The following is a 13765-nucleotide window of genomic DNA, read 5'->3' as shown; positions in this document are numbered from 1 at the left end:
TCGCCATGACTGTTCCTGCGACAAGTACTCGCGCGGTGCGCGGCGGTACCGGCAAACCCCTGCTCTCGATCCGCGACTTCAAGGTCGAGTACCGGACCGGCTCCGGTACGACGGTGCAGGCGGTCCGCGGTGTCGACCTCGACCTCTATCCGGGCGAGAGTCTGGCGCTGGTGGGCGAGAGCGGCTGCGGTAAGACGACGTTCGGGCTCGGTCTGCTGCGGTTGCTGCCGCGACTCGGGCACGCGTCCGGCCAGGTGACCTTCAACCGCGGTGACGGTACCGAGATCGACGTACTGGGTCTCGATGGTCGCGATCTGCGGCAGTTCCGGTGGCGGGATGCCGCGATGGTGTTCCAGGGCGCGATGAACGCCTTCAACCCGGTGCTGAAGATCCGCGGGCACATGCACGACACGATGCGTGCGCACACCAAGGCGACCAAGCAGGAGATCGAGGAGCGCGCCGCCGAGCTGCTCCGGTTGGTCCGGCTCGAGCCCGAGCGAGTGATGGACTCGTACCCGCACGAGCTGTCCGGCGGTATGCGGCAGCGGGTGCTGATCGCGATGAGCCTGCTGCTGGAGCCCGAGGTACTGATCCTCGACGAGCCGACGACGGCACTCGACATCCTCACCCAGCGGTCGGTGGTCGACGTACTGCACGAGGTGCGCGAGCGGCTCGGCTTCTCGATGATCTTCATCTCGCACGACCTCTCGCTGGCCGCCGAGCTCGCCGACCGTGTCGCCACCATGTACGCCGGGCGCATCATCGAGACCGGTGGTGTCCGGGACATGTTCTACAAGCCGCGGCACCCGTACACGCTCGGTCTGATCAAGGCCGTGCCACCGATCGTCGGCGACCTGCCGGATCTCGAGTCGATCCCCGGCGGACCGCCGAGCCTGGCCGCGTTGCCGAAGGGCTGCTCGTTCCACCCGCGGTGCAAGTTCGCGACCGACGAATGCCAGGAGGTGGATCCGCCGTTGATCCCGATCACCGACGAGCCGGGTGACGCCCACGACGTCGCCTGCATCCACTCCGACCAGGTCCACCTGGAACGGAGGACCGCATCATGACCGCGGTTGAGTCGGCACCCGCCGTACCGGAGGCGAGCGGTAAGCCGTTGATGACGCTGGACGGGGTCAGCCAGGTGTTCGACACCAAGGCCGGGCCGATCCGTGCGGTCGACCAGGCCAACCTGTCGATCAACCCCGGCGAGGTGCTGTGCCTGGTGGGGGAGAGCGGCTCGGGGAAGACGACGGCGGCGCGGATGGCGGCCGGGCTCACGCGGCCGAGCAGCGGTCAGGTGATGTTCGACGGTACGGACATCTGGTCGTTGAAGAAGCAGGACTTCCGGGACTTCCGGCGCAGCGTGCAGTACGTCCACCAGGACCCGTACGCCTCGCTGAACCCGACCCGCACGATCCAGCAGACGCTCACCGCGCCGCTGCTCAAACACGGTGTGGTGAAGGGTAAGCAGGCTGCTGCCGAGCGTGCGCACGAGCTGCTCACGAAGGTCGACCTGACGCCGCCGGAGAACTACCTGTCGAAGTACCCGCACCAGCTATCTGGTGGCCAGAGGCAACGAGTTGCGGTCGCCCGGGCGCTCACCCTGGACCCGAAGATCATCATCGCCGACGAGTCGACCTCGATGCTCGACGTGTCGATCCGGATCAGCGTGCTGGCGATGCTCGGCCGGCTGCGCGACGAGCTCGGTGTCGGGTTCCTGTTCATCACCCACGACCTGGCGATCGCGAAGTACTTCGGCTGGCACGGCCGGACCGCGGTGATGTACCTCGGCCGGATCGTCGAGTTCGGCCCGACCCCGCGGATCATCAACGCGCCGACGCACCCGTACACCCGGGCGCTGATCGACGCGATCCCGGAGCCGGACCCCGATCTGACCCGGACCAAGAACGCGGAATCCCTGCGCAGCCTGGAGATTCCGAGCCTGGCGCACCTGCCACCGGGGTGTGCGTTCCACCCACGTTGCGGCCGGTTCGAGGACGGGCTGTGCGACGGCGACGTACCGCAGCTGATCCAGGTCCGGCCGGGCCAGTCGGCCGCCTGTCACGTGGTCGCCCGGGACGGCGCCGATGAGCCGGCAGCCTGATGCCTCCGGAGCTGGGGCGGATGGCGCTCGGCTGGGCAGCCTTTCTGGTGCTCGGAGCCGGCGTCCTGCTGCTCACGCTCACCCCCGGTACGCCGGAGTTCGTGGTCACGTTGTTCACCTTGTTCTTGGGCCTGTTCCTGGGCCTGATCGTCGTCGCCGCAGTCGTGTGGACCCGGCGCCGTACGAAGCGAGAAGACGGTCAGTAGCACTTTTATTTGAGAAAGGTTAGGACCGAGGATGAGTCCCACCGGCAACAACGAGTCCGCGGCACGGGCCCGGACCAACGAGGTCTCCCGCCGCAACGTGCTTCAGCTGTTCGGCTTCGCCGGTCTCGGCGCTGCCGGTCTCGGCTCGGCCGTGGCGTGCTCGCCCAGCAAGCCCAACGCCCAGGGCGGCGAGGGTGCCAGCAAAGAGTTCCACGGCGCGTATCCGTACCAGCTGCCCCCGAAGGGCCATTTCAACCTGGGTGCCGGTGTCCTCGACGGCGTCCAGCAGCAGAGCCCGTATCTCGACCTGATCTATCCCAGCGCCGGCCTGTACCACTGGGCCGAGAAGAAGTGGGAATACATGATGGCCGAGTCCGGCACGCTGGACGAGAAGGCCAACACATTCACGCTCAAGCTCCGTTCCGGCCTGACCTGGAGCGACGGAACGCCCGTGACCAGCAAAGACGTCGTCGCGACGTCCAACCTGCGCTGGCTGATGCGTCAACAGGACTGGACCTTCCTGTCCGACGTCAAGGCGACCGACGACACCACGGTCGTCTACTCGATCGGGACGCCGTCCACCGTCCTCGAGCGCTACATCATGCGCGCCCCGATCCTGCCGGCGGCCGTGTACGGCGAGTGGGCGACCAAGGCCGAGACGCTCCGCAAGGCCAAGGGCAGCCTGGACTCGGGCGAGGGCAAGACCCTCAACGGCGACTTCCAGAAGTTCCACCCGGAGAACCCGATCGTGTCCGGGCCGTTCAACTACGACCCGAAGACCATGACGAACGCCCAGATGGCACTGGTCAAGAACGACAAGGGCCTGTTCGCCGACAAGGTCGGCTTCACCAAGGTCGTGCTCTACAACGGTGAGACCTCCGACATCACCCCGACGGTGATGAACAAGGACGTCGACTACGCGACCCACGGCTTCGCGGTGGCCAGCGAGAAGACCTTCGAGAGCAACGGTTTCCGGATCCTGCGCCCGCCGGTGTACTCCGGCCCCGCGCTGGTCTTCAACTACACGACCCGCCCCGAGTTCGCCGACGTCCGCGTCCGGCAGGCGATCGCCTACATCCTGGACCGCGGTGAGAACGGCACGATCGCGCTCGGCGAGTCCGGCAAGGCCTGCAAGTTCATGGCCGGCTTCTCCGACCAGACCGTTCCGGACTGGGTCTCCGACGCCGACCAGAAGAAGCTGCAGCCGTACGAGAAGGACTTCGCCAAGGCCACCCAGCTGCTCACCGAGGCCGGCTGGAAGAAGGTCGGCGACAAGTGGCAGACGCCGGCCGGTAAGCCCGCGGCGTACGACATCAAGTTCCCGACCGAGTTCGCCGACTGGAACCCGGCCGCCACCAACGCGGCCGACCAGCTGACGAAGTTCGGCTTCAACATCACCAAGCGCGGGATCACCTTCACCCAGCTGACCCCCGACGTACTGGCCGGCAAGTTCGACCTGGCGATCCAGAGCTGGGGCGCGTCGTCGCACCCGCACCCGTACTTCGCGTTCGTCCAGGACCTCTACACGTTCAACTACGTGACGGCCGCGAACCAGGGCGGCAAGGGGATGAACTTCCCGCTCAAGCAGAAGACCTCGGCCGGTGACATCGACCTCAAGGCCGTGGTCGACAAGTCCGCCCAGGGCCTGAACGTCGACGAGCAGAAGAAGAACATCACCGCCGCGGCGCTGGCGTTCAACGAGCTGCTGCCGATCATCCCGCTGTGGGAGCGGTACGGGAACAACCCGGCGCTGGAGGGTAAGCGGGTGGCCAAGTTCCCGGCCGACGACGACCCGATCCTGAAGAACGCGCCGTACGCCGACAACTTCGTCATCATGGGCATGTACTCGGGCAAGGTCGCGCCGGTTTAATCGGTAGCTTCTGACCCTGGGATTTGATTGGGTCGGCCGGGTGATCACCGTTCGCGAGATCGACCCGGCCGACCCGATGCTGTTCGACCAGTGGTACGACGCCCTGCGCGCGGGGGTGGTCGCGGAACGTCCGGCGGCCATCCTCGGAACGCGGGAGACCTTCGCCGTCTCCCTGCGCGACCCGTCACCGCTGAAGGCCCGGCTCGCGATCGTTGCCCTGGACGACGATCAGGTCGTCGGGGCGATGCTGTTCGAGTACCGGTTGCAGGACAACCTGGACAGCGTCGACGTCGAGATCGACGTACCGCCGTCGTTTCGACGCCGTGGCGTCGGTACGGCGTTGTGGCAGTGGGCCGTGACCCGTGCCGCCCAGCTCGGGCGGACGATCTTCCAGACCGAGCTCGGTGTCCCGTCGTCGCCGTGGCCGGGGTCCGTGTTCGCGGAGCGGTTGGGTTTCACGGTTGAGCACGTTGAGGACCACCTCGTCGTACCGCTCCCGTACGACCCGGTGCGGCTTGCCGAGCTGCGGGAGTCGGCGGGGAAGCTCGAAGGCTACACACTGACGTCGTGGGCGGGGGTCTGCCCGCCGGAACACCAGCAGGCGTACGCCGATCTGCACACCGCGATGGACAACGACGTACCGACCGGTGGGATGACGCGCGAGACGGTGCCGTGGACGGTCGAGCGGTTGGTGGAGGGCGAGGAGCGCGTGGATCGCAGCTACCTCGCGCTGGTGACGATGGCGCACACCGACGCCGGTCAGCCGGCCGGGTACACGTTGATCTATGTTCCGCGCTCGGATCCCGATCATGTTCAGCAGGACGACACGCTCGTTCTCCGGGACCACCGCGGTCACAACCTCGGCACGCATCTGAAGCTGGCGAACCTCGAACTGCTCGCCGAACATCGTGATTCGCAGTCCTACCTGCACACCTGGACCGCGCTCTCCAACACCGCCATGCAGAAGGTCAACGCCCGCTTCGGCTTCTCGGCCGTCGAGCAGAGCCAGGAGCTGGAGCTCACCCGCCCGAAGCTCCGCCCGGCCGCCCGCGGCGTCATCCTCGACCCCGACGACCGCATCCTGCTGGTCCGCTTCGAGTTCGACGACGGCCCACTGTGGGCCACGCCGGGCGGCGGGCTCGAGCCGACCGAATCCCTGCTCGAGGGCCTGCGCCGCGAACTGACCGAAGAGGTCGGCCTCGCCCTGACCGAGGACCCGCCGCACGTCTGGCACCAGGAAGTAGTTGCCGAAGGCCACGCCGACGGCTACGAAGGCGTCATCAACGACTACTTCCTGATCCGCACCCCGGCGTTCGACCCCGTCGGCACCTTCACCCCCGACGAGATGGCCGCCGAGAACGTCCACGGCCATCGCTGGTGGACCCTCGACGAACTCCAGGCCCACGAAGGCCGCTTCGCCCCCAGAGACCTCCCGACCCTGGTCGCCGACCTCCTCCGCACCGGCCCACCCACCATCCCCCTCTCCCTGGGCCTGTGAGAACCCTGTAAGAAAGCTCCCGCCCGTGGTGGTCGGCGTCCTACCGTCGTTGCTGTGAGCACTCGACATAGCGATGACTGGTACGTCCCCGTCCACCCCGCCGGCGGCGTCGCCTGCACCCTCCAAACCGGCCACCTCCCCGACGGCCAGCACGTAGGCATCGCCTTCACCACCCGCACCCACCTGCACACCGCCTGCGGCCCCCACCAGCAATACCTCCGCACCACCGAACCCACCCTCCGCGAAGCCCTCCACCCCCTAGGCATCACCCGAATCCAGCTGAACCCACTACGCGTAGCCGAACCCCCCGCCATAGCCAGCTAACCCCGGGCCACTCCACCCCACCCACCCACCGCGTCCACCCGCCCACCTCAGCCATGGCTGGATCGGCTTTGCGCCACTTCCAGCTTTTGTCGGCCGCAGCGGTGGGAGGGGAAGTGGACCTGCCCGGCCGCATGGGTGGCGGCGGATACCGGCGGGCGTCGTACCGGGCTGGCGGCGGCGACCGTCGTACCAGGTTGCCTACAACCGGCGGACCCAGGTGAGGCGGCCTTCGTCCATCACCGCGTGGCCGTCGGCGGAGGCGGCGACGGTGGGGTCGTGGGTGGCGATGACTACGGCGACGCCTTGGTCGGCTTGGGTTCGGAGGAGGTTGAGGACGCGTTCGCGGTTGGTGCTGTCGAGTTCGCTGGTGGATTCGTCGGCGAGGATGACGCGACCGCGTTGGGCGATTCCGCGGGCGACGGCGACGCGTTGCTGCTCACCTCCCGACAGCTCCTCGACGAGGTGATCGCCGCTCTCAGCGAGACCGACCGCCTCGAGTGCGCTCTCCACGACGCGATCGGTGTCATCAAGATCCTGACGGTTCGCGAGTAGCGGGATGGTCAGGTTCTCCCGGGCGGTGAGTACGCGCGCGAGCCCGTTGCCCTGCGGGATCAGCACCACCCCGTGCGCGGCGGCGGTCGGCCGGTCAGCGATCAGCAGCCCGTCGACCTCCACCTTCCCGGTCAGCACCTCCACCGCTCCAGCGATTGCCCACAGCAACGAACTCTTGCCGGCCCCGGACGGCCCGCTCACCGCGAGCACGAACCCCGGCGGTACCACGAACGACACGTCGTCGACCGCGATCAGATCGCCGTACGCGACAGTGACGTTCTCGACCTGGATCATCGAGTCCCCTCCTGATCCACCGGGCTGAGCCGGACCTGACCGTCCTCGATCGTCACCTGCACGAGCGTCCCCGCCGGCAACAGCTCCGCGACATGTGGTGGCAACGGCAACGATCCGTCGGTCGCGACCACGGCGTACTCCTCACCAGACCGTCCTTCAGCCGCAATCCGCCCGTCCCGGATCGTGATCGTCCGGGGAAGCGCAGCAGCAACTTCAGGGTCATGCGTGATCAGCAGGACCGTCATCCCGGTCCGCTGGTTGATCGTCCGGATCGCCGCCAGTACTTCATCGCGCGCATGATGATCCAGCTGGCTCGTCGGCTCGTCCGCCAGCAGTAGCCCAGGCATCGTCGCGATCCCCACCGCGACCGCACACAACTGCACCTGCCCCGGTGTGAGCGCAGTCAACGCACTCCCAGCCTGCTCCCGAAGACCGACCAACTCCAGTACGTCGATCGCCGCCGGCACCTCGCGATCCCGCGGTGCCGCCTGCTGTGCGTACCGCACGTTGTCCAGCGGCGACAGATAAGGAATGAGATTCCTCCCCGCCCCCTGCAGCACGATTCCGACATCCCCGGACCGCATCCGATCCAGCTCGGCCTCGGTCATCGTCGCCAGGTTGTGCTCACCGATCTGTAACCGCCCAGCGCTAGGTGTCAGCAACCCACCACACAGCTGCAGCAGCGTCGACTTCCCAGCACCAGAAGGGCCGAGCAACCCCACCAGCTCACCCGGCCGCACGGTGATCCCGATCCCGGAGAGCGCGGCCACGTCATGACCGTGCGCGCGATAGATATGCACCAGCCCGGTCGTACTGATCGCCAGCCCACTCATGTCAGCTCCTCCCGGATCCGGCTGTACGACGCGCGCCGGTTCACCCCGCTGCCGAGTAGCAGCGTCACCACCGCGAGCACGATCGTCCCGCCGGCCCACAACCCGAGCGCGACCGGCCAGTTCGTCGCCAGCTCCAGCGGATACGGCCCACCGGTGTCGGCGAATAGCGGTATCAGCGGCAAGGCGATCTGCGCGCCGATCACGCCACACGCAGACCCCAGCAACACGGCCAGCGCGACCGGACCGGTCTGCTCCCACCGCGCAGCCCGTCCGGTCAACGGAGCCGGTACGCCGGTGATCCGCAGGCTCGCGTAGTCCTGCGCCCGCGACCGCCATGACGTGACCACGGTCAGCAGCAGCACCACGATCGCCAACGCCCAGGACGCGATCCCGACCACCGGAGTCAGCTGCAACGTCAACGCACTCGCCGAACGCCCGTACGACGCGATCCGCTCGGACCGCACATCCGCCAGCTCCGCGGAGTACCCGGCCTTGCCCAGCGCCGCCGTGATTTCGTCGACCCGGGCGAGCCCGGCGTCGTTCAGCCACAACTCGAAGTCCGTCGCGAGCTCGTCCAGCCCGCCGCCGAGGCGCCGTACCGTCTCGAGGTCGACGACGGCAGTCCGATCGGGGTACCGGTTGACCGGGCCGGTGGCGTTGCCGAGCTTGCCGACGAACATCGGCGTACCGTCGCTGGCCGGGCTGGTTGTCGACCCGTCGGAATACCGGAACTCAGGTGTCACGACTGCCGGCACAGTCGTCGGCACCGTGGCGTACTGCAGCAGTTGGTCGTCGCTGTAGCTCCGCACCGCCAACGTCAGCAGGCCGCCGGGCTTGGACGCGATCCTGCCCTGATCGCCGCCGAGGTGCTCGACACCCTTCCAGTCCGCCGCCGTTCCGAGTGTGATCGACGGCTGGTCCTCGGTGGAAACCTTGCTGATGGCAACGTCCGCCGCGACCCCGCCCTGGTCCAGCACCTCGCGGCCGAAGCCGAGCTGCAGCAGCTGGCAGCCACCCAGACAGTCGACCGAAGCGGTCAGCGCGACCGGCTGCTTCGTTGTCAGCGGCAACGGTGGGAACGAGACCAGGTAGCGGCCGCCGTTGCGCAGGCTGACGACATTCGCGCGCAGCACGAGAGAGCGGGCCAGTGCGTAGTCGGGAGCACTTTTGTTCGGATTCTCCAGGAATTCGAACGTGCCGACGGCCGCGGTGATCGTCAACTTCGAGCTGCGGAACTCGATCGGCTTGGTCTTCGGCGCAGTCAGCGCCTGCCAGCCGGCCGCGTCGGTCAGCTGATTGCCACGGTGGGCGATCCGGCGGAAGCTCTCCGGTTCGATCATCATCGTCTTCAGCGAATCCGGCGCCGGCGGCCGCGACATCACCACCGGGGTGAACCAGGATCGCTGCGGGTCGATCTCGTTGATCGTCTTGGTGAAATCGCCGAGGGACAGCGCGTTCAGCTGCAGCACGGCCTGCGCGCCCACCTCGTACCCAGCACGCGTCTCCCGGTTGTGGCCGCCGACCGATGCGGCCTGGCCGGCGAAGGCGAGCAGACCGCCCGCCACCGCGACCGCGGCGACAATCCGGGTGACAGCCGGTCGGCGGGAGATCTGCAGCGCGCCAAGCGCCAGCCCCAGCCGACCGCGGCGCGCGGCCTTCCGGCTGATCAGCCCGGCGGCCGGCAGCAGCAAGTGCGCGAACGTCAGGCCGACCGCGAGGGAGAGCAACGCTGGAGTGAGTACTGGGAGCGGCCCTTGACCGTCACCGGTCACCGCAGCGGCGAGCCCGGCGACCGCAAACACGATGATGCAGAGGTCGACGACGCCGACCGTCCAGCCGCGACCACGCGCGGGGACTCGGCGCAACAGGCTGGAGATCGTCTGCCGAACGCCGCCGCGGACCTGGAGGACCACGACCAGCAGCGCGACCACGACCGCCAGGGCCAGCGCCGCCGGGACGGTCCACGGCAGTTCGAGCGGAGCGCCGTACCGGAGCCACGTTGCACGCGCGATCAGCAGCAGACCGAACCCGGTCGCCAGACCGGCGAGCGTCCCGATCAGCACCGGGAGTCCGAGCTCGATGATCAGACTGCGCGCCGTACGGCGGGTGGAGGCGCCGCGGAGTCGCGAGAGAGCGATCTCCGGGCGACGCTGGTCGACGACTGCACCCAGTGCCAGCGCCAGTACGACGACGCCGAACAGAGCGACCTGGACCATCACCAGCGGGATGATCGTGCGGCCTTGCGAACGCTGGTTCTGGATCTGCTCGACGACCGTGGCCAGGGATGAGGTGTTCTCGGCGTTGATCCCGCGCTCGCCTGCGTTCCCGTTCACCTTGTTCGTGGCGTCCTGGAGCCGGGTCAGGTCGTCGATCCGGGCGACGCCGGGGAGGACGCGGGTGTCCGAACTGAACCGAGGCGTCCAGGCTTTGCCGGTGAACGTGCTGCGGTCGGCGAAGAAGTGATCCGTGCCGCCGGCGTCCTCGTCGCTCGGCGGCCGGGAATGTCCGGTCGGGTACTGGCCGAACCAGTACTCACCGCGCGCCTGCTGCGGCCGGTAGAAGCCGACCACGGTCAGCGGGCCGCCACCGTCGAAGTTCTCATCCGGCTTGGCCTGCACGGATGAACCGAGCCGGAAGTCCCAGGTCGTCTTGTCGGCGATCGAGGCGATCACCTCGTTCGGCCGTTGCGGACAGCGGCCCTCGACCACGGTGAGTTGCGCACAGTAGTCGTCGCGCCAGACGAGTACGCCGGCCACGGACGGTTCCTCGGGGAGCATCGACGGCACTCGCCAGGTCAGGTTGCTCTTCATTCCGTGCACCGGGGGACTGAAGAGCGGTGTGAGCTCAGCGGGGACGAGCTGGTCGAGCAGCTTCGGATCCCCGTCCGGTCCGCCGACCTCGTCGACCACGGTCCTGGACGACAGCTTCCAGGCAGCCGGCAACGCCTGACCGGTGAGCGTTTCGGTCATCACCGTTTGCTCGACGGCACGGGAGAACCACGGCGCGAACACCGCACACGTCCCGATCAGCAAGCTGATCCCGGCCAGCACCATGGCCTGGGCCCAGCGGTAGCGCAAGGCTCTGCGCAGGAACATCGCCACCCCCTCACCTCGGTGTGAAGATACGGAAAGTGACGCTCACGACGGCCGATCACGGCAAAATGTCACAGAGTCGTTGCCTCCGCAGGAATCTGGTCACCGGGTGCCTTGGACGTCACCGCTGCGCGATAGGTTCGGGTCATGAGTGAATCCCAGCTCGGTGACCTGACCGTGTCCCGCCTCGGCCTCGGCTGCATGGGGATGTCCCAGTCGTACGGCGTGACGTCGGACGAGACCGAGTCGATCGCGACCGTGCACGCGGCGATCGACGCGGGCTGCACGTTCCTGGACACCGCCGATATCTACGGCAACGGCGCCAACGAGCTGCTGCTCGGCCGTGCGCTGGCCGGTCGCCGGGATGAGGTGGTGCTGGCGACAAAGTTCGGCTTCAAGCCGCAGACCGGTGCGGCGATGCCGACGGGGGTCGACGGCAGTCCGTCGTACGCGGTCGAGGCACTGGATGCGTCGCTGCGGCGGCTCGGGGTTGATCACGTCGACCTCTGGTACCTGCATCGGCGTGATCCTGAGGTTCCTATCGAGGAGACCGTCGGGGCCATGGCTTCGCAGGTCGAGGCCGGGAAGGTCCGGTACCTCGGGCTGTCCGAGGTGAACGGGGACACAGTTCGGGCCGCGCATGCGGTGCACCCGATCAGCGCCGTACAGAGTGAGTGGTCGTTGTGGACGCGTGACCCGGAGACCGTCGTACTGCCGACGCTGCGGGAGCTCGGGATCGGGTTCGTACCGTTCAGCCCGCTGGGGCGTGGGTTCCTCACGGGGCAGTTGAAGTCACCGGACGACTTCGAGCCGGACGACGCGCGGCGCGGGCTGCCGCGGTTCAGTGGCGAGAACTTCCAGCGCAACCTGGATCTGGTCGCTCGCGTGCAGGAGCTCGCTGCGGCTCGCGGTGTCACACCGGGGCAGCTGGCGCTCGCCTGGTTGCTGGCCCAGGGCAACGACATCGTCCCGATCCCGGGCACGAAACGGCGCAAGTATCTCGCGGAGAACCTCGCCGCTGTGGACGTGGAGTTGACCGCAGAAGAGCTTGCCGACCTGGAGGCTGCCTTCCCGCGGGACCTGGATGTGGCCGGCGAGCGGTATGCCGCCGGTGGCATGGACCTGGTGGGCAAATGATCGCGCTGACCGGGTCGACCGGGCAGCTGGGTTCGCGGATCGCACGGTTGCTGGCGGAGGCCGACGTACCGCAGCGGTTGGTCGTCCGTGATGCCTCGCGAGCGCCGTCGCTGCCGGGTGCTTCGGTGGCGGTGGCGTCGTACGGCGAACACTCCGCCCTGCTCGATGCGCTGGACGGGGTCGAGACGCTGATGTTGCTCAGTGCAACCGAATCCGCTGACCGGGTTTCCTTGCACAAGGCAACTGTCGATGCGGCGGTCGCGGCCGGTGTGCAACGGATCGTGTACACGTCGTTCGCCGGGGCCGCCCCGGATGCGACCTTTACTTTCGCTCGCGACCACTGGCATACCGAGCAGCACATCCGGAGTACCGGCGTCGACTTCACCTTCCTCCGCGACAACCTCTACCTCGACTTCGTCCCCGGCTTCGTCGGCGAGGACGGCACCATCCGCGGCCCGGCCGGCGACGGGCGGGTGGCCGCGGTCGCCCGTGACGACGTGGCTGCGGTAGCCGCTGCGGTGCTGACCGGTGAGGGGCACTCGGGGGCGACGTACGACCTGACCGGCCCCGCCGCCTTCACGCTGGCCGAGGCGGCCGCCGTACTGGCTGCTGCTTGGGGCCGGCCGATCCGCTACGAGGCAGAGACGCTTGATGAGGCCTACCGCTCCCGTGAGTCCTACGGAGCTGCAGCGTGGGAGGTAGCAGGCTGGGTGACCTCCTATGCCGCCATCGCCTCCGGCGAACTCAGCACCGTCTCCACCGCGGTCCCCGACCTCACCGGCCGCCCGGCCGTCAGCCTCGAAGAAGTTGTCGGTGCCGGGTGAGAGACTGTTCGGGTGCCGCTCTACCGGGATGAGGCGATCGTGCTGCGCACCCACAAACTGGGTGAAGCAGACCGCATCGCCACGCTCCTGACCCGCGCCAACGGCAAGGTCCGGGCCGTCGTCAAGGGCGTCCGCCGGACGTCGTCCCGCTTCGGCGCCCGCCTCGAGCCCTTCAGTCACGTCGACCTCCAGCTGGCCACCGGCCGCACCCTCGACGTAGTCACCCAGGCCGTCTCCATCTCCGCCTACGGCGAAGGCATCGTCAACGACTACGCCCGCTACACCACCGGCACGGTCCTGCTGGAAACCACCGACCGCCTGGTAGTAGAAGAAAAAGAACCCGCCACCCAGCACCACCTCCTCCTGGCCGGCGCCCTCCGGGTCCTCTCCACCGGCGAACGCGAACCAGCCCTGGTCCTGGACTCCTTCCTCCTCCGAGCCCTGGCCATCTCCGGCTACGCCCCCTCCTTCGGCGACTGCGCCCGCTGCGGCGAAGAAGGCCCCCACCGAGCCTTCAACCCAGCCGCCGGCGGCGTAGTCTGCGCCTCCTGCCGCCCCCCAGCCTCAGCCATGCCCGCCCCCACCACAGTCACCCACCTGGCCGCCCTCCTCACCGGCGACTGGCCCACCGCCCTCCGCGCCGACCCCCGAACCCGCCGAGAAGCCACCGGCCTGATCTCCGCCTTCTTCGCCTACCACCAAGACCACCAACTCCGCTCCCTACCCCACCTGGACCTGACCAAGCCCTAACCCCACCCACCAGGCCCCACCCGAACACCCGCCGCTCCCGCCCGACGCCGTACGCCGTAGCCGATCGCGCGCGACCGCCGTACCCCGTAGCCGATCCCGCGCGACCGCTGCCCATCCCACGCGTGCGCAATCGCCCGCCGCGCCCCAAGCTTCGCTCGCCGCTCCAGACCACTACGCCCCGACTCGGCAGTGAAGGCGTTGCTCCGGCGCCGACCCGCTGAGAGACCGCGGCCCCAGCCCACCCGCAGGCCCGCCAGCCGACCGCCCCACCTCATTCCAGA

The 13765-nt window shown here is 68.2% G+C and carries 12 protein-coding genes; 9 read left to right on the top strand and 3 right to left on the bottom strand.

Going from position 1 to position 13765, the window contains the following annotated elements; genetic code table 11:
* Window positions 1–5: 5 nt before the first annotated feature.
* The 6 genes from ACFCV3_RS00200 to ACFCV3_RS00175 are packed head-to-tail and all read left to right on the top strand — an operon-like array spanning window position 6 to window position 6002.
* Window positions 6–1067: an ABC transporter ATP-binding protein gene (locus tag ACFCV3_RS00200; RefSeq protein WP_376024643.1), complete on the top strand. Its 1062-nt coding sequence runs from the start codon at window positions 6–8 to the stop codon at window positions 1065–1067.
* Window positions 1064–2104 carry an ABC transporter ATP-binding protein gene (locus ACFCV3_RS00195; protein ID WP_376024642.1) on the top strand — a complete coding sequence of 347 codons (1041 nt, stop codon included), beginning with the start codon at window positions 1064–1066 and terminating at the stop codon, window positions 2102–2104. The genes ACFCV3_RS00200 and ACFCV3_RS00195 overlap by 4 nt, the downstream gene beginning before the upstream one ends.
* Window positions 2104–2310 (top strand): hypothetical protein, encoded by a 207-nt coding sequence (locus tag ACFCV3_RS00190; protein WP_376024640.1) that lies wholly within the window; start codon window positions 2104–2106, stop codon window positions 2308–2310. The genes ACFCV3_RS00195 and ACFCV3_RS00190 overlap by 1 nt, the downstream gene beginning before the upstream one ends.
* A 31-nt stretch (window positions 2311–2341) precedes the next feature.
* Window positions 2342–4180, top strand: a complete 1839-nt coding sequence (locus tag ACFCV3_RS00185; RefSeq protein WP_376024638.1) for an ABC transporter substrate-binding protein — start codon at window positions 2342–2344, stop codon at window positions 4178–4180.
* Between the two features lie 40 nt (window positions 4181–4220).
* Window positions 4221–5678 carry a GNAT family N-acetyltransferase gene (locus ACFCV3_RS00180; RefSeq protein WP_376024637.1) on the top strand — a complete coding sequence of 486 codons (1458 nt, stop codon included), beginning with the start codon at window positions 4221–4223 and terminating at the stop codon, window positions 5676–5678.
* A 54-nt stretch (window positions 5679–5732) separates the two neighbouring features.
* Window positions 5733–6002: an SAV_915 family protein gene (locus ACFCV3_RS00175; RefSeq protein WP_376024636.1), complete on the top strand. Its 270-nt coding sequence runs from the start codon at window positions 5733–5735 to the stop codon at window positions 6000–6002.
* A 198-nt stretch (window positions 6003–6200) separates the two neighbouring features.
* On the opposite strand, the gene ACFCV3_RS00170 is transcribed toward ACFCV3_RS00175, so the two are convergent.
* The 3 genes from ACFCV3_RS00170 to ACFCV3_RS00160 are packed head-to-tail and all read right to left on the bottom strand — an operon-like array spanning window position 6201 to window position 10776.
* Complete coding sequence (locus tag ACFCV3_RS00170) at window positions 6201–6848, bottom strand: ABC transporter ATP-binding protein (protein WP_376024635.1); 648 nt, start codon at window positions 6846–6848, stop codon at window positions 6201–6203.
* Window positions 6845–7681 carry an ABC transporter ATP-binding protein gene (locus ACFCV3_RS00165; RefSeq protein WP_376024633.1) on the bottom strand — a complete coding sequence of 279 codons (837 nt, stop codon included), beginning with the start codon at window positions 7679–7681 and terminating at the stop codon, window positions 6845–6847. The genes ACFCV3_RS00170 and ACFCV3_RS00165 overlap by 4 nt, the downstream gene beginning before the upstream one ends.
* The gene (locus tag ACFCV3_RS00160; RefSeq protein WP_376024632.1) at window positions 7678–10776 is read right to left on the bottom strand and encodes an FtsX-like permease family protein; all 3099 of its coding nucleotides are present in this window, start codon (window positions 10774–10776) and stop codon (window positions 7678–7680) included. The genes ACFCV3_RS00165 and ACFCV3_RS00160 overlap by 4 nt, the downstream gene beginning before the upstream one ends.
* Before the next feature lie 144 nt (window positions 10777–10920).
* On the opposite strand from ACFCV3_RS00160, the gene ACFCV3_RS00155 reads away from it, so the two are divergent.
* The 3 genes from ACFCV3_RS00155 to recO are packed head-to-tail and all read left to right on the top strand — an operon-like array spanning window position 10921 to window position 13484.
* On the top strand, window positions 10921–11910 hold the full coding sequence (locus ACFCV3_RS00155) for an aldo/keto reductase (protein ID WP_376024630.1): 990 nt from the start codon (window positions 10921–10923) through the stop codon (window positions 11908–11910).
* The gene (locus tag ACFCV3_RS00150; protein ID WP_376024629.1) at window positions 11907–12734 is read left to right on the top strand and encodes an NAD(P)H-binding protein; all 828 of its coding nucleotides are present in this window, start codon (window positions 11907–11909) and stop codon (window positions 12732–12734) included. The genes ACFCV3_RS00155 and ACFCV3_RS00150 overlap by 4 nt, the downstream gene beginning before the upstream one ends.
* Before the next feature lie 12 nt (window positions 12735–12746).
* Entirely contained in the window at window positions 12747–13484 is a 738-nt protein-coding gene (gene recO, locus ACFCV3_RS00145) for a DNA repair protein RecO (protein ID WP_376024627.1), read from the top strand.
* Window positions 13485–13765: the final 281 nt, after the last annotated feature.

The sequence above is a fragment of the Kribbella sp. NPDC056345 genome, from assembly GCF_042262745.1.
In the GTDB taxonomy this organism is placed as follows: Bacteria; Actinomycetota; Actinomycetes; order Propionibacteriales; family Kribbellaceae; genus Kribbella.
The sequence above is the reverse complement of the archived record's forward strand: the minus strand, read 5'-3'. Positions and strand labels throughout refer to the sequence as shown.

Coding starts and splice junctions, on each gene's coding strand:
- ACFCV3_RS00185 (WP_376024638.1), top strand. CDS start 2,342: ATGAGTCCCACCGGCAACAACGAGTCCGCGGCACGGGCCCGGACCAAC.
- ACFCV3_RS00200 (WP_376024643.1), top strand. CDS start 6: ATGACTGTTCCTGCGACAAGTACTCGCGCGGTGCGCGGCGGTACCGGC.
- ACFCV3_RS00165 (WP_376024633.1), bottom strand. CDS start 7,681: ATGAGTGGGCTGGCGATCAGTACGACCGGGCTGGTGCATATCTATCGC.
- ACFCV3_RS00155 (WP_376024630.1), top strand. CDS start 10,921: ATGAGTGAATCCCAGCTCGGTGACCTGACCGTGTCCCGCCTCGGCCTC.
- ACFCV3_RS00190 (WP_376024640.1), top strand. CDS start 2,104: ATGCCTCCGGAGCTGGGGCGGATGGCGCTCGGCTGGGCAGCCTTTCTG.
- ACFCV3_RS00160 (WP_376024632.1), bottom strand. CDS start 10,776: ATGTTCCTGCGCAGAGCCTTGCGCTACCGCTGGGCCCAGGCCATGGTG.
- ACFCV3_RS00195 (WP_376024642.1), top strand. CDS start 1,064: ATGACCGCGGTTGAGTCGGCACCCGCCGTACCGGAGGCGAGCGGTAAG.
- ACFCV3_RS00150 (WP_376024629.1), top strand. CDS start 11,907: ATGATCGCGCTGACCGGGTCGACCGGGCAGCTGGGTTCGCGGATCGCA.
- ACFCV3_RS00170 (WP_376024635.1), bottom strand. CDS start 6,848: ATGATCCAGGTCGAGAACGTCACTGTCGCGTACGGCGATCTGATCGCG.